Source organism: Streptomyces sp. NPDC007896 (genome assembly GCF_042959425.1).
Lineage (GTDB): Bacteria > Actinomycetota > Actinomycetes > Streptomycetales > Streptomycetaceae > Streptomyces.
The window spans coordinates 57,333-75,728 of the sequence record NZ_JBIBKX010000029.1; the positions used below are offsets into that span (position 1 = coordinate 57,333).

Here is an 18,396-nt window from a genome sequence, read left to right on the forward strand (position 1 = left end):
GTGCGACCACGTGTTCAGATCGGTCGCGGCGCAGACGAACTCGGACTTCGGCTCGGCGAACAGGTGGCCGGCGCGTGCCGCCAGTTCCTGCTCGCCGTGGACGGTCGGTCTCCGACCCGCGGATCTCCGCCGTCGGTGACTGCGCCCGCCATCCGCATCCGCACGCGGAGGGGCTGGTCCGGCTGGAGTCGGTGCAGAACGCCACCGACCAGGGGGCGTCGGTGGGCCGTCGTATCGCCGGTGCGTCCGCGCCGTACGTGAGTCTGCCGTGGTTCTGGAGCGACCAGGGCGACATCAAGTTGCAGATCGCCGGGCTGCGTTCGGCCTCCGACGAGGTGCGCCTCGTGCCCGGCGACTCCCCGGAGCGTCTGGCCGCCTATGCCTTCCGCGCCGACCGGCTGGTGGCCGTGGAGACCCTGAACTGGCCCGCCGAGCACCTGGCCGCCCGCCGGCTGCTGGAGCGGCGGACGCCGGTCTGCGTCGACGACCTGGCGGGGACGACCCTCGGCGCGCTCGCCCGCGCCAGACGCGCGGCGGAGGTGAGGACATGACGAGTACATTCGGCGCCCACCTCGTCGTCAGTGCGGCCGAGGCCGGCTCCCGTACCGCCCTCGTCTTCGATGGCCGGACCTGGACCTATGCCCAACTGGATCTGGCCGTAAGGCGGACCGTCGCCCGCCTCGACAAGTACGGGGTGCGCAAGGGCGATCGCGTGGTGATGCAGGGGGCGGCCCGGCCCGAGGCCCTGATCACGCTGTTCGCGGTGACGCGGATGGGGGCGGTGCTCGTGCCGCTGCACCCGCAGGTGACCGAGGGCGAGCTCACCGTCGTGTGCGAAGAGACCGCGCCGCGTACGGTCGTCGGCGACGAACGGTTCCCGGAGGGGACGGGGAACCGCCTGACGTGGGACGACCTGCACGTCGACGACGAGCCGTCCGCGCCCGTCGTCGGGGAGCCTCCGGCCGGCCCGGACATCGCGATCATCGCGTTCACGTCCGGCACCTCCGGCCGCCCCAAGGGCGTCGCGCTGACCCACGACAACCTGTACTGGAGCATGGCCAACGGCCTGTCTCGGCTGCCCGTCGGCCAGGACGACACCGCGCTCGTCTCCACCCCACTGGCGCATGTCGCCGTGCTCGGCGGGCTTCCGCAGTACACCTGGGCGCGGCGCGGGACGGTGATCCTGGCCCCGCGCTTCGAGCCGGACCTGTTCATCGACCTGGTCCGCGACCACTAGGTCACCTGCGCCTTCGCCGTACCGGCCATGTCCGCCCTGCTGGCTCGGCGCCCCCGCTTCGGCGGCGGTGACCTGGACACGCTGCGGTGGATCCTGTCCGGCGGGTCACCGGCCCAGACCGCCACCCGCGAGCAGTTCCGGGCTCGCGGGGTCGGGGTGGTCAACTCCTACGGGCTGACGGAGACCGCGGCCGGGGTGACGTACTCCGCTGGGGACGATACGGCGGCCTCCACCGGATCCCCCGTCCCTCAGGTCGAGTTGAGGGTCGTGGACGGGACCGGGGCGTCGGCCGAGGTCGGTTCCCCCGGTGAGATCTGGGTGCGGGGGCCGTCGGTGGCGGACGCGTACTGGACGGCCGCCGGGACGGTGCCCGTGACCGACGGCGAAGGGTGGTTCCACACCGGGGACCGCGGGCTGTTCGACGCTGAGGGCCGTCTGTCTGTCGTCGGCCGGCTCAAGGACACCGTCATCACCGGCGGAGAGAACAACGATCCCGCCGAGGTCGAGAACGCCCTCGCCGACTTCCCCGGCGTAGTCGAGGTCGCCGTGTCCGGTGCGCCGGATCCGGTCTGGGGCGAGGTCGTGACCACTTTCCTCGTCACCGTGTCCGGCACGCCGACCCTGGACGAGGTCCGTACCCATCTCGACGGCCGGCTCGCCCGGCACAAGTGGCCCCGGCGCCTGTGCGTCGTACCCGAACTCCCCCGCGGGGCCACCGGAAAGCTGCAGCGCGCGCGGCTGACGACGCTGCTGGACAACTGACCCACCCTCGACAACTACCAGAGACCGCACCGCAGTTGGCGCCGTCTCCCCCAGCCGTACCCGAAGCCGAACCCGAGCCGAACCCGAGGGAGACGCCATGAGTGCGACCATGCGAGCCGCGCGGATGCACGCCGTCGGCGAGCCGATGAGGATTGAGGAACTCCCCGTTCCCGAGCCCGGCCCCGGTGACGTCCGCGTGGCCGTCCACGCCGTCAACATCGTTCCGAACCTCGCCAACATCCTGAACATGTGGACGACTTGGTTCCCACACAGCCCCCTGCCGACCCTCCCGGCGATCTTCGGCCTGGACCCGGCGGGAGTGGTGGAGGCCGTCGGCGAAGGCGTGCAGGCGTTCAAGCCGGGCGATCGCGTGTACGTCAACCCGGGCCGCTCCTGCGGGTCTTGTCGTTCGTGCCGGAGCGGCGACTCGATCAACTGCGCCAGCTACGCCTTCGCCGGCTACTTCGGCCTCTCCCCGACCGCCATCGACCTGCTCGACCGCTACCAGGGAGGCCTCGCCGAGTACATGGTGGCCCCGGCGTACAGCCTGGTGAAGCTACGGGACTCGCTCTCCTTCGAGGCCGCCGCCCGCTTCGGCTACATCGGCACCATGTACTCGGCGCTGCGCAAGGCCGAGGCCGGTCCGGGTAAGACGATCCTCATCAACGGCATCAGCGGCACCCTGGGCATCGCCGCCGCGCTCCTCGCGCCCGCCATGGGCCTCACCCACGTGTACGGCACCGACCGGGACAAGGGCCTGCTCGACCAGGTCGGCAAGCTGGCGGGCGGCCGGCTGCACCTGCACTCCCTCGACGACGGCCCTGTCGACGAGTGGATCCACGAGCAGACCGACGGCTACGGCGTCGACATCTACATCGACGCGCTCGGCCCGGGCGCCCCTCACGAGACGTTCCGGGCGGGCATGCGGGCGATGGCACGCGGTGGCAACCGCACATCGCCGAGTGGTTCGAGCAGGGGGCAATCGAGGACATCCGCGGCCTCACCAAGGAACTCGGCGTACTCGGCCTGCTGGGCATGCACTTGGAGGGCTACGGCAGGGCGGGCATGAGCGCCGTGGACTACGGGCTCGCCTGTCTCGAACTGGAGGCGACCGACTCGGGGTTGCGCTCCCTGGTCTCGGTGCAGGGTTCGCTGGCCATGTACGCGATCCACGCCTTCGGCTCCGAGGAGCAGAAGGAGGAGTGGCTGCCCCGCCTCGCCGCGGGCACCGCCATCGGCTGCTTCGGCCTCACCGAGCCCGACTCCGACTCCGACCCGGGCAGCATGCGTACGGCGGCCCGCCGGAACGGCGACGACTGGATCCTCGACGGCCGCAAGATGTGGATCACCAACGGCTCGGTCGCCGACGTGGCCGTCGTCCGGGCCCACACCGACGACGGCATCCGAGGCTTCGTCGTCCCCACCGACACTCCCGGCTTCTCGGCGCCCGCGATCAAGCACACGATGTCGCTGAGGGCATCGGTGACCAGCGAGCTGGTACTGGACTCCGTACGGCTGCCCGGATCCGCCGTCCTGCCGGAGGTACGGGGGCTTCGCGGCCCCCTGTCCTGCCTCAACGAGGCACGCTACGGCATCGCATGGGGCGCGATGGGCGCCGCACGGTCGGCCTTCCGGACCGCCCTGGCGTATGCGAACGACCGGGTCCAGTTCGGCCGCCCGATCAGCGCCTTCCAGCTCACCCAGGCCAAGCTCACCGATATGGCCCTGGAGCTGGCCAAGGGCACGCTGCTGGCCTTCCACCTCGGTCGGGCCAAGGACGACCGGGGCCTGCGGCCCGAGCAGGTCAGCTACGGCAAGCTCAACAACACCCGTACGGCCCTGGAGATCTGCCGCACCGCCCGCACTGTCCTGGGCGCGAACGGCATCTCCCTGAAGTACCCGGTCATCCGGCACGCCAACAACCTCGAATCGATCCTCACCTACGAGGGCACCGTCGAGATGCACACCCTCATGATCGGCCAGGCCCTGACCGGCCAGGCGGCCTTCCGGTGACGGACACACGACCACCAACACCGGACATCCGCCGGGTCGGCGTCGTCGGCTGCGGTCTGATGGGCGCGGGCATCGCCGAGGTCTGCGCCCGCGCCGGGCTGGACGTGGTGGTCCACGAGGTGAACGCGGACGCGGCCAAGGCCGGCCGGTCACGCATCGCTGCCTCGCTGGAGCGCGCGGTCGGCCGCGGCAAGCTCAGCGGCGAGGAACGCGACGCCGCCCTCGGCCGGCTGCGGGTCACCGCCCATCTCGCGGACCTCGCCGACCGGGACGCGGTGCTGGAGGCGGCGACGGAGAACGAGGCTGTGAAACTCGAGCTCTTCGCCGCCCTGAACCGGATCGTCGCACGGGAAGACGCCCTGCTCGCGTCGAACACCTCCTCGCTGCCCGTCATGAAACTGGGCATGGCCACCGCCCGGCCGCACCAGGTGATCGGGGTGCACTTCTTCAATCCGGTGCCCGTGCTCGGCCTCGTCGAGATCGTGCCCTCACTGCTGACAAGCCCTCAGACCCAAGCCCGTGCAGAGGAGTTCGTCACCGGCAGGCTGGGCAAACAGGTGATCCGCTCCCAGGACCGGGCCGGCTTCGTGGTGAACGCCCTCCTGGTGCCGTACCTGCTCTCCGCGATCCGGATGCTGGAGTCCGGCTTCGCCTCCGCCGAGGACATCGACAACGGCATGGTCCTCGGCTGCGCCCATCCCCTGGGCCCGCTCAGCCTGGCCGACCTGATCGGTCTGGACACCCTCGCGGCGATCGCCGACTCGATGTACGCCGACTTCAAGGAGCCACTGCACGCCGCGCCTCCCTTGCTGCTCCGCATGATGGAGGCCGGCCTGCTCGGGCGGAAGTCGGGGCGCGGGTTCCACGACTACTCGGATTCCCCCTACCCGCTTTCACAGAAAGGCAGTTGACCCCATGGCACAGGAGGTACGCGGTGTGATCGCACCGGGCAGGGGCGAGCCGGTGCGTGTGGAGACGATCGTCGTGCCCGACCCGGGCCCCGGGGAAGCGGTGGTACGAGTCCAGGCGTGCGGGGTGTGTCACACCGACCTGCACTACAAGCAGGGCGGCATCTTCGTACTCGCCGCAGATGCTCGGCTTCTTCTAGAGGCACAAGAAAGGCCGCCTGAACTGGGCTTTTGCCCGTCAGGCGCCTTTCGCCGAGTCCGTCCCCGCCAACTGGGGCGTGGCAACCACGAGTGCTTCATAAAGGATTCGCACCTTCCAGCCGGGCTCGGCTCACGGCTCCGGCGGGCGAGTGATGACCGCGGCAGCGTCCGTTAAGGCGGGGCCACCATGACCTCGCGGTCGGCCATCGTCCCCCGCTCCGACTACCGGCCTGACGTGTGTCCAGGCTTCACTGGATCTTGATGGCGGACCGTCCGCGGGGGAGGTCCTGTTCGGCCCAGATCAGCTTGCCGGCCGCGATGTAGCGAGTGCCCCAACGGCGCGTCATCTGCGCGACGAGGAAAAGGCCCCGACCGCCCTCGTCCGTGGTCCGGGCGTGGCGCAGGCGCGGCGAGGTGTTGCTGGTGTCGGAGACCTCGCAGATCAGGACGTCCTGTCGGATCAGGCGCAGGCGTATGGGGCCGGTGGCGTGGCGGATGGCGTTGGTGACCAGCTCGCTGACGACCAATTCAGTGGTCATCTCGAGCTCTTCGAGGCCCCATTCGGTGAGCTGGCGGACGGTCAGGGATCTGGCGCTCGCGACGATCGCCGGGTCGGTGGGCAGGTCCCACGAGGCGACCTGGTTCGGGCTCAGAGCGCGGGTGCGGGCGAGGAGGAGGGCGACGTCGTCGGTTTGCGGGCCGGTCAGCAGGGCGTCGACCACCAAGGTGCACAGGTCTTCCAGTACGAGGCCGGGCTTGGGGAGGACATCGCTGAGGCGGGTCAGACCGACGTCGATGTCCTGGTCGCAGGTTTCGATGAGCCCGTCGGTGTAGAGGGCGATCAAGCTGCCCTCGGGGAGTTCCAGCTCGGCGGACTCGAAGGGGAGGGCACCGAGGCCGAGCGGTGGGCCTGCGGGGAGGTCGGGGAAGGTGACGGAGCCGCCGGGTACGGCGATTGCGGGCGGTGGGTGCCCGGCACGGGCCATGGTGCACCGCCGGGTGACCGGGTCATAGACGGCGTACAGACAGGTGGCGCCCAGCACCGCGGTGGCGATGGCCTCGTCGTTCTGGTCCTCCTCCTCGGCGAGGCGGATCACCAGGTCGTCGAGGTGGGCCAGCAGTTCTTCGGGCGGCAGGTCCATGTCGGCGAGCGTGTGCACGGCGGTGCGGAGCCTGCCCATGGTCACCGCGGCGTTGATGCCGTGACCGACCACATCGCCGACAACCAGTGCGACCCGGGCGCCGGACAGGGGGATCACATCGAACCAGTCACCGCCCACGCCGCCTTGAACATCGGTGGGGAGATAGCGCGAGGCCACTTCCAGGGCGCTGCCGCCGGTCAGGGCATGCGGAAGGAGGCTGCGCTGCAGGGCCAGTGCCGCCGCGTGCTCGCGCGCGTAGCGGCGGGCGTTGTCCACGGACACCGCCGCGCGGGCGACCAGTTCCTCGGCGAGCAGCAGGTCGTCCTCCTCAAAGGGATCCGGATGCCGGGACCGGACGAACGCGGCCACACCGAGGGGGTTGCCCCGTGCCCGGAGGGGCACCACCATCACCGAGTGGAGTCCGAACTCCCGGATCTTCTCCGCCCGGGACGGATCCTCGACGACCCATGCGCTGTCGGGGTCCAGGCGCGGGGTGAGGAACGCTTTTCCGTCGACAAGGAACTGGCCGCCGGGCAAGGAGGGGAGCAGATCGACCGGCTCTCCCCGCCGTACGATCGACTCAGGGGTGCCTGCACGTATCGAGTGCATGCCGGCGCGCAGCAGAACGGGTTTGGACCCTACCGGTCCGGGGGTGGGTTCCTCACCGTGCAGCACCGGCTCCAGCAGGTCGACCAAGACGCAGTCGGCAAGACGCGGCACAGCCGCCTCGGCCAACTCCTGGGCCGTCCGCATGACATCCAGCGTTCTGCCGATGCGGGCGCCCGCCTCGTTCAGCAGGTTCAGCCGCTCCCGGGCCTTCCACCGGTCGGTGACGTCCATGCCCATGTAGCACACGCCCAGCACGTCCCCGTCGGCACCGAGCAGGCGGAAGAAGGATGTCGAGTAGGCATGTTGGCGGTGCGGCTCCGCCCAGGTCCATCCCTGGTATTCGTAGTCGATCACCGGCTCGCCGGTCTCCAGGACCCGCCGCATCTGCGCCTCCAACGCGGCGGTGTCCAGGCCGGGCAGGGAATCGGACATCCGGCGCCCCAGTCGCTCCTCGCGCGGAATCCCGCCGTAGCGCTCCAGGGTGTCGTTCATCCAGACGTACCGCAGATCGGGGCTGAGAACTGCCATGCCGATCGGGGAGCGGGTGAGGAATCCCTCAAGCACCGAGCTGACAGCCCACGAGGGGGTTTTCGCCAGATCGATGGCGAAGACCAGCCAGCATTCGCACCCTTCCGAGTCGGCCATCGGCGAGATCTGAAGGCCGACTGTGAGGTACTGGCCGTCACTGCGGCGGACATCCAGGAAACCGGACCAGCAGCCCGCAGCCCGGCACCGCTCCACGACTTCCGCGACCCTCGACACGTCCTCGGACGACGCGAGCAGGTCGGAGGCGGGCCGACCCAGTACATCTGCGCCGGGGTGGCCGAGAAGCCGCTCGGCGGCACCGGTCCAGCCCACGATGATCCCATGCTTGTCGATCACAGCCGTCGCGGCGTGGGACAGATCGGTCGGCCCTACGAGGCCTGCCGACGTCCCACCCTCCATGGCGGTCATCGCAGCTGTCCCATCTGCGGATTACATATACCTAACAATATGGCCGCCCATCATCGTCTGCCATCGCTGTGCCGCGGTCGTCGCCGCGTTGTCGTCCTGGTCCTCCTGAACCCGGGCATCCGGCCTGCCGAGGCCGTCCCGGCTACTCCTGCGCCTCCCCGCTGGTGAGCCGGGCGACAATCAGCGCGACGAGGATGATGCCGCCGTAGATCGCCTGGATCCAGAACGACGACACCTGCTCCAGGACGAGAAGGTTCTCCAGCATTCCCAGAAGCAGCGCCCCGAGCAGGGCACCGAGCAGGGAGCCCTTGCCGCCACGGAGGCTGATGCCGCCGATGACCGCGGCAGCGAAAACGGTGAAGATGAGGCCGCTGCCCTGGTTGGCGTTGACGGCGCCGACGCGTCCGGCAATGACCAGGCCCGCTACGGCGGAGAGCGCTCCGCCGATGACCAGGACGTTCCAACCCACCCGCTCGACCCGGATTCCCGCGGCCCGGGCGGCGGGGGCGTTGCCGCCGATCGCGTAGACCGCGCGACCGAGCCGGTGGTAGCGGAGTACGAATCCCGCGACGGCGAAGCACAAGGCGGTCAGCCATACGGATTTGGCGAGTCCGAGCCAGGTCTCGGATCCGAGCGCGAAGAACGCCTCGGGGGCATCGAAGAGGGTCTTGCCCGAGACCATGCCGACCAGGAGCCCGCGCAGCACGATGTTCATCGCCAGGGTGACGATGAAGCCGTTGAGCCGGAGTCCCCAGATCAGGATGCCGTTCACCGCCCCGATGAACGCCCCGACGAGGGGGATGATCGCCAGGCCCAGCCAGGTGGGAAGCTCTGTGCCGAAGCCTGCCGACGCAACGGGGATGACGACCATGAATCCCAGGGCGGGGGCGAGACCGGCGATGGACTCCAGGGAGAGGTCCATCTTTCCGCTGATGAGGATCATCGCCTCGGCGAGCACGAGCAGACCGAGGGCCGACGAGGCCGCCAGGATGTTTGTCAGATTGTCCCGTTCGAGAAAGTGTTCGTTGCTGGCAGCGCCGACGATCAGGAGCAGGATCAGCGCCGGCAGCAGTGCGAGGTCGCTGATCCTGCTGAGGGCCGGCCTGTGGGCGGGGACGGCCCGGGGCCGGGTGATCTCATTCATGAGCGGGAGTGACCCCTTCGATCGACGCGACCAGCTCGTGGTCGGTCCAGCCGGCGGCGTGCTCTGAGGTCAGCGATCCGTTGAACATCACCAGGACACGTTCACAGGCGCGTAGATCCTCCATCTGGTCGGAGACGATGAGCACCGCCTGCCCCTGGGCGCTGACCCGATCGACGACGGAGAGCAGAGCGCGCTTGGACTTCACATCGACACCGGCCGTCGGGTTGATGAGCACCAGCGCCGCCGGGTCGGTGGCAAGTGCCCGGCCCATGACGATCTTCTGCTGGTTGCCGCCGGACAAGCCGATGACCGGCTGGTGGGGCCCTTCGGTCGTGATGTCGAGGTCGGAGATCGTCCGGCGGGTGAAGGCATCGCGGGCCTTGGGGGAGATCAACCCCAACGGGCCGAGCCGGTCGCTGATCGTCATCGAGACGTTGTCGGCCACCGACAGCTCCGGGACGAAGCCCTGGGAGTACCGGTCACGCGGTACGCATCCGACACCCGCGGCCAGCGCTGAAGGGACATCGCCCGCCCGCAGCGGACGGCCGAGAATGCTGATCCGTCCGCCCGTCGGCCGGTAGAACCCGGCCAGCGTCTCGGCGAGCTGATGGCTGCCGGACCCGGCGAGGCCGGCCAGGCCCACCACCTCTCCGGCCCGGATGGTAATGCTGACGTCGCGAAAGTGCGGGCCGCTGAGGCCGTCCACCCGCACCACGACAGGCGCGTCCGCCGTCGGCCGGGGTACGGAGCCGAGCCCCGCGGCCGGGCGTTCACCGGTGTCGAGGAGCGGGTCGCGCTCACCGGTCCGGAGTCCCCAGTCGCCTGTCATGGCCTCGATCAGCTTCCGTCTGGACAGCTCGCCCACGGGCGCGGTGGTGATCCGGCGGGCGTCGCGGAGCACGGTGACGACCTGGCAGACCTCGTAGATCTCCTCCAGGTGGTGCGAGATGTACAGGAAGGTGACTCCGGCGGCCTGAAGTCGTCGCACATGGCGGAACAGTCGGTCGATCGCCAGGCTGTCCAGCAGGGCGGTCGGCTCGTCCAGGATGATGAACCGGGCGCCGTGGGAGAGTGAGCGGGCGATCTCCACCATCTTGGTGTCCTCAACGCTGAGCCTGTCGGCCGGCACGCTCTCGTCCACCTCTACTCCCCACTCGTCCAGCAGGGCGCGGGCCGCGCGGCGCATCCGCCGCCAGCTGATGACCGAGCCGCGGGTAGTGGGATGGCGGTTGATGAACAGGTTCTCCGCGACACTGAGGCCGCCGACGACGGTGGACGCCTGGTAGACGCAGGCGACCCGACGCCGCCACCCCTCCCGGTCGGCGGCGGAGGGAGCGGGCTCACCGCCGTAGAGAACGGTCCCGCGGTCCGGCCGCTGGAGTCCGGTGAGGATGTTCACCAGGGTGGACTTGCCCGCCCCGTTGCGGCCGACGAGAGCGTGCGACGCACCGGGAAGGACCGTGATCTCGACATCGTCGAGGGCGACGGTCGGCCCGAAGCGTTTGGTGACGCCGTGGGCCTCGGCCAGCGGGTGGACCCCCGGAGGCCCGTCGGCCGCCATGGGAGGCGGGGTCTGCTTCATCCCGGTTCTCGCTTCCTCACTCAGCCGACCCGGTTGCCCCACAGGTTCTTGTCGTCGACGTTCTCCCTGGTCACCAGCGGAGCCGGAAGCTCGTCCTCGAGGCTGCCGCTGGGCAGTCTGACGATGGTGCTGTTGTGGTCGGTCGGTCCCACCTTGAAGGTTTCACCCTCCATGGCCCGTTTGATGTAGTACATGCCGTATTTGGCGTACAGGTCGGCGGGCTGAGAGACGGTGGCGTCGATCTCGCCTCGGCGGATGGCGTCCAGCTCTTGCAAAATGCCGTCGTTGGAGACGATCACGATGTGTCGTGGGTTCCCGACCGGAACGAGTGCGTTGTGGCGTTTGAGCGTTTGCAGAGTGGGCGCGAGATAGACGCCTCCTGCCTGCATGTAGATGCCCTTGACATCGGGGTTGGCGGTGTACAGCGCTTCCAGCCCGGTCGCCGCCTTGTCCGCCTGCCACGAGGCGGCCACATTCAGGATCCGAATGTCCGGGTAGTTCTTCCGGATGCATTCGGTGAACGACTCCGAGCGGTCCCGGCCGTTGATCGAAGCGAGATCGCCCTGGATCTGTACCACCTTGCCGGTCTTCACCGCCTGGCCGAGCCGCCGGCATGCCTTTTCTCCGTAGGCTCGATTGTCGGCCCTGACGACCATGGCGACTTTGCCCTTGTCGGGCGCCACGTCGACAGCGATCACCGGCACGCCTTTGCGAGCCGCAGCGTTGAGACCGCCACCGATCGCTCCTGAGTCCAGGGGCGAGACGACCAGGCCCTTCACATCCCGGGTGAGCAAATTCTGGATGTCCCGGATCTGTTTGCTCGGGTCGGAGTCGGAGTTCACCGTGGGGAGCGCGTCGACGCCCTGAGCTGCGGCCTGCTGCGGGACGTAGTGGTTGTACGCCTGCCAGAACGGCGAGGTGAGGAACGGGAGTACCACACCGACCTCGCCCGAGGCGGTCGAACCACCGCCCGCTTCCCCGCTCCCCTTGCCGCCGCAGCCGGTGGCGAGACCGGCCACGAGGGCGAGTGCCGCCGCGACGAAGGTTACGCGCTTCATCGTGCTCAGCTCCTGAATCTGACTGCCCGAGAACGGGTCCAGTCGATGCGGGAAAGACGCGGGGGCGGAGGTTCCGGGGACGGGACCGGTGGCGGCGGTTCCCGGGACTGGACCGGTGGCGGCGGTTCCCGGACGAGGACCGGTGGCGGCGGTTCCCGGACGAGGACCGGTGGCCGAGGGCGAGCCGGCCGCCCTTGGCCGCTCTCGTTGGGCTCAAGGCGCGGTCCCGGGGCCCATCCAGAGCCCCGATATGCCGCCGTCGACGGCCAATACCGTCCCAGTGGTGGCTCCGGCCAGGGGTCCGGCGAGGTAGGCGATGGCGTCAGCCACCTCCCGCGCGGTGACCAGGCGACCGCTCGGCTGGCGGGCGGCCAGGGCGATCCGCTCGGCTTCGGGGTCCGCGGAAGCCGCGAGCAGCCGCGCCACCCAGGGCGTGTCCACAGTGCCGGGGTTGACGCAGTTGACCCGGATGCCCTCGTGTATGTGGTCGGCGGCCATCGCCAGAGTCAGCGAGAGGACCGCTCCCTTGCTGGCGGAGTACAGCGCGCGTTGCGGAAGCCCGACGGTCGCGGCGATCGAGCAGGTGTTGACAATGGCGGCGTTGCGGGACCTGCGCAGATACGGCAGTGCCGCCCTGCTGGTTCGCACGACGCCGAGCACATTGACCTCCAGGACGTGGTGCCACTCGTCGTCGGAGTTGTCCTCGACGGAGCCCTGGCTGCCGATACCCGCGTTGTTGACCAGAACATCCAGACCGCCGAGCTCCTCGATCGCCCGGCTCATGGCGTGGGCCACCGACTCACCGTTCCCCAGGTCGGCCGTCAGGGCACGCAGATGGCCGGGCATCTGCTCCGGGGCGCGGTCGAGGACCACGACACGGGCGCCGCGCGCGGCGAGTGTCTCGGCGGTGGCGAGCCCGATGCCCGACGCCCCGCCCGTGACGATCGCGGCCAGCCCCTGGAACTCCTGGGCACCCTGGGTGATTGATGTGGTCATTTGGAAGGCTCCTCCATCGCGGCGAGCCAGCCGACACCGTCGGGGAACGCGTAGGTGCGCAGCGTCCCGGGACGCATGGCGGAGCTGAATCCGGGGGTGGTGGGAGCCGCGTAGTGCCCCCGGGAGACGACCACTGGATCGAGGAAGTGCTCGTGCAAATGGTCGACGTACTCGATGACGCGGTCCTGAAGCGTGCCGGAGACTGCCAGCCAGTCGAACATCGCCAGGTGCTGTACGAGCTCGCACAGTCCCACGCCGCCCGCGTGCGGGCAGACAGGGATCCCGAACTTCGCGGCGAGGAGCAGTATGGCGATGTTCTCGTTGACCCCGCCGACCCGGCAGGCGTCCAGTTGCAGAACGTCGATGGCCTGCGCCTTGAGCAGCTGTTTGAAGACCACCCGGTTGGGGACGTGCTCGCCAGTCGCGACCTTCACCGGGGCGACGGCCCGGCGGATCTCGGCATGGCCCAGGATGTCATCCGGGCTGGTCGGCTCCTCGATCCAGTAAGGGTCGAACTCGGCAAGCCGACGAATCCAGGCGACGGCCTGCTCGATGTCCCAGCGCTGATTGGCGTCCAGGGCCAGCCGGATATCCGGACCGATCGCGGCACGGGCGGTCCGGCAGCGCCGGATGTCGTCCTCAAGGTCGGCTCCGACCTTGAGCTTGATCTGGGTGAAGCCATCTGCCACGGCCTGGCGGGCCAGCCGGGTGAGCTTGCCGTCGGGGTAGCCGAGCCAGCCGGGCGAGGTGGCATAGCCGGGATAGCCCTCGGCGAGCAACCGGACCTCGCGTTCCGCCTTGCCCGCCCGGGCGCGACGCAGGATCCGCAGCGCGTCCTCATGCGTCAGTGCGTCGGTGAGGTAGTGGAAGTCGATCAGCGTCACGATCTGCTCGGGAGCGAGGTCGGCGAGCAGTTTCCACAGCGGCTTGCCCTCGTGCTTGGCGTAGAGGTCCCATACGGCGTTCACAACGGCCGCGACGGCCATCTGCATGACACCCTTCTCAGGGCCCAGCCAACGCAGCTGGCTGTCACCGACAAGCGCCTGCTGGAAGTCGCCCAGCCCGGTGAAGAGCTCAACCAGCGGCAGGCCGACCACATACGACCGCAGCGCCTCGATCGCCGCCACCTCGACCTCATTGCCCCGGCCGATGGTGAAGCAGAAGCCGTGCCCTTCCAGGCCGTCCTGGGCGTCGGAGCGGAGGATCACATACGCCGCGGAGTAGTCCGGGTCAGGGTGTGTCGCGTCCGAGCCCTCAAGACGTCGAGAGGTGGGAAAGCGGATGTCGTACGTGTCGAGTGCCGTGATCCGGGCCCGCGCCCTGTGCTGACTCATGCCCGGCTCCGCCTCCACCCCACCCTTCGACCGCAATACCCATCTTCATACCTTCAGCAGGTGATATCCGCATTTCTGCCCTGGAAAGTGGCTCTTTCCAGGTGAAGCTCTCCGGCGCCGGCCTCGCACTTCGCGCGGGTGCTCAGCCGCGAGGGCCGGTCGCCCGGCCGCGACGCCAGCACCTGAAGAACCCGACGAAGCAAGGAGAACCGCGGCAGGCGGCCCGCAGGGCGTCAGCTGCCGGTGCGGTGCGTAGGCGGTCGGCGGTGGCCGAGCCTACGACTGCGGGAAGCGAAGCCGATGACGGTGGCCAGGGCGCACCAGCCGGTGACGGTCCCCGCGCGGTTGGGCTGGAGGTCGCGAAGGGCCAGGGTCGGGGCCGATGGACGCGTGTGGGCCGGGGGGCGTGGTGCGGTGTCGTCGCCTGCGGTGGCAGTCGACGAGGCCTGCGGTCCGCCGGCCGGGCGACACGTCGCCGGCGACAGACGGTGCCGTCGTGCCACACGAGCGGCGTGGACGCGTGGTCCGAGATGGTGCCTCCGGTGCGGGACTTGGCCCACAAATGCTGGGCTTCGCTGTACGAGTGCGTGGCCCGCGCACCGCTTCGATCCGCGGCGCAGCGACCAAGATCCGGGCCATTCACGGACCGGCGGTCCCACTGATGACGCCGCAGCCACCATTCCTGCCGGTCAACAGCGGTACGGCACGTGTACCACCATGAGACCAAGAACCTCCTGGTGTCGTACTCGCCGAAGAAGCTGGGCTTCTTCTAGGCACAGAAAAAGGGCGCCTGACCAGGTGAGATGCCCCTCAGGCGCCCTCCGCAGCGCACGGCTAAGCGGTGAGCCGAGATGCGCCTTTACTCCCGAATCTCCCCCTGGTATCCCAGCTCTGACCAGCAGTTCCGGGGCATTTCCGGGCCGAGGTCCCGCTAACGGGCTGTCCCGCGATTGATTATGGGGTGTGCTGGCCTGAGGGTTTGGCTGGTGGGTGGTTCAGGATCGCCGATCTTTATCCCGGCGAAGCGAAAACAGACGCCCGCGACGCGTTCATCATCGCGGACGCCGCCAGAGCGATGCCCCACACTCTGCGGACGATCGACCCCGCGGACGAGACCGTTGCCGAGCTTGCGATGATCGCCGGGTTCGACGACGACCTCGCAGGTGAGTCAACCCGGATCGCCAACCGGCTCCGTGGCCTGCTCACCCAGATCCACCCTTCCCTGGAACGGGTGTTAGGCCCACGCATCCAGCACCCGGCCGTGCTCAAGCTGCTGGACCAGTTCGGCTCCCCGGCTCAGATCCGAAAGGCCGGACGCCGTCGCCTCGTGACCTTGATACGTCCCAAGGCACCGCGGATGGCCGAGCGGCTGGTCGAGGACATCTTCACCGCACTCGAGGAACAGACCGTCGTGGTCCCGGGCACCGACGCCGCGGCTTTGATCGTCCCTAGCCTCGCCCGTTCGCTCCAGTCCGTGCTTGACCAGCGCAAAGTTCTCGCCGCGAGGATCGAAGAACTCCTGGAGGCCCACCCTCTTTCCCATGTCCTGATCTCGATGCCCGGCATCGGGATCAGGACCGCGGCCCGCATCCTCATCGACGTCGGCGACGGATCCGGCTTTGCCACCGCCGGCCACCTCGCCGCCTACGCCGGCCTCGCACCGGTCACCCGGAAATCCGGCTCCTCCATCCGCGGCGAACACCCCTCCACGCGCGGCAACAAGCAACTCAAGCGGGCCTTCTACCTCGCCGCGTTCGCCTCGCTCTCCCAACCCGAGTCACGCGCCTACTACAACCGCAAACGACGAGAAGGCAAACACCACATCGCCGCCCTCATCGCGCTCGCCCGACGCCGCATCGACGTCCTCTTCGCCATGCTCCGCGACGGCACCTTCTACCAACCGTCCACACCGGCTACGGCTTGACGAAAGCCATAGAGGCACCTTTTGGCGCGAACGGAGGCCGCGTCGACGATCGCCGAGGTCCAGTCCACCTCGCCCCGGGCCCCGAGTTCGTCCAGCATCGCCCGGTGCAGCCGACGCCACAGGCCGGCCTCGGTCCATACCGTGAAGCGGCGATGCGCGGTGGCGGGCGACGTGCCGAACGTCGGCGGCAGATGCCGCCAGGCACAGCCGCTGGTCAGCGCGTACACCACTGCCGTGAACACGGCCCGCTCGTCACACGGAGCGGTCCCACCACCTTGCGGACGAGCAGCGAACGACGGCAGCAACGGGGCGGCCAGCTCCCAGAGTTCATCAGGAACCAGACGCTTCGATGGATCAGCACCCACGACCGGCATCATGCCGCACGAACATCAAGTCACGTGAGACAACCTCTAAGCCTTGATTGGTGCGGCCGACCTGGCGGCCTGCTCGATCTTCGCGCAGTAGGCTGCACGGGCTTCCTCGTCGATCTGCTTCTCGAGTTCGGCGCGCAACCCGGTCCGGCCGTCGAGGCCCTCGCGCAGGATATCGGCGTGCCCGGCATGCCGGATGGACTCGCCGAGGACATGGACCATGACGGCGAACAGGTTCGTGTCGGCATAAGGCTCCGGCCACCACGGCACGTGGCCGGGGGCGTCGAGGGGAAGCTCGTTGATCGTCGCGTCCGAGTGTTCCCACGTGCGCCGGTAGAACCCGATGATCTGATCGCGGGTCTCGTCCTCGGTCGCCCACAGATCGCTGCCGTTGTAGTCCTGCCACCGGGGCAGCGGTTCCGGGGAAGGGCGGTCGAAGACCTCGCCGAAGTACCTGGCCTCGACGGTGGCCACGTGTTTGACCAAGCCGAGGAGGTTGGTCCCGGTCGCTGTCAAAGGTCGGCGGGCGTCGTATTCGGACAAGCCGTCGAGTTTCCAGAGCAGCGCCTTGCGGTCCCGCCGCAGTCTCCCGTGCAGGCTGTCTTTCGCGAACTCATCGATCATGCGGCATGAGCCTGCCATGGGCTGCTCGTGGTCTCAAGATCCCGTACGTGGTCCGCAACGACTGGCAGAGCCGAGGCCTGGCCATGGCCGCCGCCCTGACCTGCTACAAGAAGCTCGCGAAACTTGCCACGTGAGACAACCTCTTACTGGACGGCGTCGGCGGCCAGGTCCGGCGCGATGCGCGCGCACCTGGTGGCGTACTCCTGAAGGTGACGGGTCACGAAGTGCTCCGCGTCCCAGTCCTCGTCTCGTACCTCGCCACCCGGCCACACGTAGGCCCAGCCAGGGGCGCCGGATGTAAGGCAGAGCTTATGTAGGTCGTAGCGGTCATCTTCGAACGCGTCGAGGATCCCCCATTCACGCTGACTCAGGTCGGTCAACAACAAGCCGGCTGCGGCGGAGTCGGCGGCGAGCACCAGCCCCGGATAGACGCGTCCTTCGAGGGCCGCTGCCCGCCACCCGTTGGCGATGGCAGACGTCCCTTCAGGCCAGGGCTTCGGCGTAGTCGGGTGGCGTCCGATTTGTGTTCAAGTGAGGCCGACTTCGACAAGATCAAGACGGTTCGCGCAACCGCCATGCCATCGGAGGCGGCGGCGTCCCGTCATGGTGCGGCTGCCACCCACCCTCCGTCCCAGTCCTTGTTTCACCTATCGAATTTCGATAGATTCCCATCGCAACTCGATGGAAGGACGGGTCATGGGAAAGCTGACAGTGCGTGCGCTGCGCGCCGTGCTCGTGGTGGTGCTCGCCGGCACCGTGTTCGTACAGGCATTGATGGTGTGGGCGTTGGCCACCGACCCGGAGGACGGGTCGCTCCCGCTGACCCCGCTGCGCGTGATCACGATCCTGGGCATGGCGTCGGTCCAGGTCGCCTTGGTCTGCGTATGGCGGCTGGTGGCGATGGTGCGACGCGGAACCGTGTTCTCCCACGCCGCCTTCCGGTACGTGGACGGCGTGATCGGCGCGATCGTGGCGGCTGCCCTCGTGTGGTTCGCGGTCACGGTCATCAATGCGCCGGGCCAGCGGGACGACCCGGGCGTCACCGTCATCATGGGCGGGGTTGGCGTGGCCATCCTGGGGGTCGCGCTCATCGTGCTCGTGCTGCGGATGCTGCTCGCCCAGGCCGTCGCGCGCGACGTCGAAGCGGCGCAGATGCAGGCCGAGTTGGACGAGGTGATCTGATGCCGATCGCCGTCGACATCGACGTGATGCTGGCCAGGCGGAAGATGTCCGTGGGCGAGCTCGCGGACCGCGTAGGGATCACGCCCGCCAACTTGGCGGTACTCAAGAACGGCCGCGCCAAGGCGGTGCGCTTCGCGACGCTCGCCGCGCTCTGCGAGGTGCTCAAGTGCCAGCCGGGCGACCTGCTGCGCTGGGAGGCCGAGGACGCCGCAGACGGATGACGCGCCCTTCCAAGATCGAGAAGTTCTCGACGCCCCGTGATCCGAGTGGAAGACCGTGCCTGCCGACGCAACATCGCCGATCCCGCCTGCCTTTGACCAACTCCGCGAGCATCCCGGGGCCGTGCCCGAGCCAG

General features: G+C 68.9%; 15 protein-coding genes and 5 pseudogenes. 11 read left to right on the forward strand and 9 right to left on the reverse strand.

What is annotated here, in order from left to right; all coding sequences use genetic code 11:
* The first annotated feature begins 74 nt into the window (after positions 1-74).
* The 7 genes and pseudogenes from ACFZDJ_RS51265 to ACFZDJ_RS51295 all read left to right on the forward strand — a co-directional run.
* Positions 75-551 carry an oxidoreductase C-terminal domain-containing protein gene (locus tag ACFZDJ_RS51265; RefSeq protein WP_390939022.1) on the forward strand — a complete coding sequence of 159 codons (477 nt, stop codon included), beginning with the start codon at positions 75-77 and terminating at the stop codon, positions 549-551.
* Positions 548-1,576 (forward strand): annotated as a pseudogene (locus ACFZDJ_RS51270) (AMP-binding protein); the annotation flags it as partial. The gene ACFZDJ_RS51265 and the pseudogene ACFZDJ_RS51270, both read left to right, overlap by 4 nt.
* A 33-nt stretch (positions 1,577-1,609) precedes the next feature.
* Positions 1,610-1,999, forward strand: a complete 390-nt coding sequence (locus ACFZDJ_RS51275) for a class I adenylate-forming enzyme family protein (protein WP_391069919.1) — start codon at positions 1,610-1,612, stop codon at positions 1,997-1,999.
* Between the two features lie 145 nt (positions 2,000-2,144).
* Positions 2,145-2,888: pseudogene (locus ACFZDJ_RS51280) on the forward strand (alcohol dehydrogenase catalytic domain-containing protein); the annotation flags it as partial.
* Between the two features lie 59 nt (positions 2,889-2,947).
* Positions 2,948-4,012 (forward strand): annotated as a pseudogene (locus ACFZDJ_RS51285) (acyl-CoA dehydrogenase family protein); the annotation flags it as partial.
* Positions 4,009-4,923, forward strand: a complete 915-nt coding sequence (locus ACFZDJ_RS51290; RefSeq protein WP_391069897.1) for a 3-hydroxybutyryl-CoA dehydrogenase — start codon at positions 4,009-4,011, stop codon at positions 4,921-4,923. The pseudogene ACFZDJ_RS51285 and the gene ACFZDJ_RS51290, both read left to right, overlap by 4 nt.
* 4 nt (positions 4,924-4,927) lie before the next feature.
* Positions 4,928-5,125: pseudogene (locus ACFZDJ_RS51295) on the forward strand (alcohol dehydrogenase catalytic domain-containing protein); the annotation flags it as partial.
* A gap of 244 nt (positions 5,126-5,369) precedes the next feature.
* Here ACFZDJ_RS51295 and ACFZDJ_RS51300 read toward each other — a convergent pair.
* The 6 genes from ACFZDJ_RS51300 to ACFZDJ_RS51325 form a co-directional block, all read right to left on the reverse strand.
* Positions 5,370-7,817, reverse strand: a complete 2,448-nt coding sequence (locus tag ACFZDJ_RS51300; protein WP_391069921.1) for a SpoIIE family protein phosphatase — start codon at positions 7,815-7,817, stop codon at positions 5,370-5,372.
* A 151-nt stretch (positions 7,818-7,968) separates the two neighbouring features.
* On the reverse strand, positions 7,969-8,970 hold the full coding sequence (locus tag ACFZDJ_RS51305) for an ABC transporter permease (protein ID WP_391069899.1): 1,002 nt from the start codon (positions 8,968-8,970) through the stop codon (positions 7,969-7,971).
* Positions 8,963-10,552, reverse strand: coding sequence for an ATP-binding cassette domain-containing protein (locus tag ACFZDJ_RS51310; RefSeq protein WP_390939026.1), 1,590 nt, complete (start codon positions 10,550-10,552; stop codon positions 8,963-8,965). The genes ACFZDJ_RS51305 and ACFZDJ_RS51310 overlap by 8 nt, the downstream gene beginning before the upstream one ends.
* Positions 10,553-10,572: 20 nt before the next feature.
* Complete coding sequence (locus ACFZDJ_RS51315) at positions 10,573-11,610, reverse strand: substrate-binding domain-containing protein (protein WP_390939028.1); 1,038 nt, start codon at positions 11,608-11,610, stop codon at positions 10,573-10,575.
* 213 nt (positions 11,611-11,823) lie between these two features.
* Positions 11,824-12,606 carry an SDR family oxidoreductase gene (locus ACFZDJ_RS51320; protein WP_390939030.1) on the reverse strand — a complete coding sequence of 261 codons (783 nt, stop codon included), beginning with the start codon at positions 12,604-12,606 and terminating at the stop codon, positions 11,824-11,826.
* Positions 12,603-13,940 (reverse strand): enolase C-terminal domain-like protein, encoded by a 1,338-nt coding sequence (locus tag ACFZDJ_RS51325; RefSeq protein ID WP_391069901.1) that lies wholly within the window; start codon positions 13,938-13,940, stop codon positions 12,603-12,605. The genes ACFZDJ_RS51320 and ACFZDJ_RS51325 overlap by 4 nt, the downstream gene beginning before the upstream one ends.
* Before the next feature lie 925 nt (positions 13,941-14,865).
* On the opposite strand from ACFZDJ_RS51325, the pseudogene ACFZDJ_RS51330 reads away from it, so the two are divergent.
* Positions 14,866-15,864 (forward strand): annotated as a pseudogene (locus tag ACFZDJ_RS51330) (IS110 family transposase); the annotation flags it as partial.
* On the opposite strand, the gene ACFZDJ_RS51335 reads toward ACFZDJ_RS51330, so the two are convergent.
* Together ACFZDJ_RS51335 and ACFZDJ_RS51340 are read right to left on the reverse strand one after the other, a co-directional pair.
* Entirely contained in the window at positions 15,834-16,241 is a 408-nt protein-coding gene (locus tag ACFZDJ_RS51335) for a transposase (protein ID WP_390939034.1), read from the reverse strand. The pseudogene ACFZDJ_RS51330 and the gene ACFZDJ_RS51335 sit on opposite strands and share 31 nt — an antisense overlap.
* A 33-nt stretch (positions 16,242-16,274) precedes the next feature.
* On the reverse strand, positions 16,275-16,859 hold the full coding sequence (locus ACFZDJ_RS51340) for a DUF664 domain-containing protein (RefSeq protein ID WP_391069903.1): 585 nt from the start codon (positions 16,857-16,859) through the stop codon (positions 16,275-16,277).
* Positions 16,860-16,864: 5 nt separating this feature from the next.
* On the opposite strand from ACFZDJ_RS51340, the gene ACFZDJ_RS51345 reads away from it, so the two are divergent.
* Complete coding sequence (locus tag ACFZDJ_RS51345) at positions 16,865-16,993, forward strand: hypothetical protein (protein ID WP_257548903.1); 129 nt, start codon at positions 16,865-16,867, stop codon at positions 16,991-16,993.
* A gap of 9 nt (positions 16,994-17,002) precedes the next feature.
* On the opposite strand, the gene ACFZDJ_RS51350 is transcribed toward ACFZDJ_RS51345, so the two are convergent.
* Positions 17,003-17,380 carry a gamma-glutamylcyclotransferase gene (locus ACFZDJ_RS51350; protein ID WP_391069922.1) on the reverse strand — a complete coding sequence of 126 codons (378 nt, stop codon included), beginning with the start codon at positions 17,378-17,380 and terminating at the stop codon, positions 17,003-17,005.
* A 175-nt stretch (positions 17,381-17,555) separates the two neighbouring features.
* Here ACFZDJ_RS51350 and ACFZDJ_RS51355 point away from each other — a divergent pair, with 175 nt between their 5' ends.
* Positions 17,556-18,041 (forward strand): DUF2975 domain-containing protein, encoded by a 486-nt coding sequence (locus ACFZDJ_RS51355; RefSeq protein WP_381198414.1) that lies wholly within the window; start codon positions 17,556-17,558, stop codon positions 18,039-18,041.
* Positions 18,041-18,262: a helix-turn-helix transcriptional regulator gene (locus ACFZDJ_RS51360; RefSeq protein ID WP_224740315.1), complete on the forward strand. Its 222-nt coding sequence runs from the start codon at positions 18,041-18,043 to the stop codon at positions 18,260-18,262. Before ACFZDJ_RS51355 ends, ACFZDJ_RS51360 begins: the two co-directional genes overlap by 1 nt.
* Positions 18,263-18,396 lie beyond the last annotated feature (134 nt).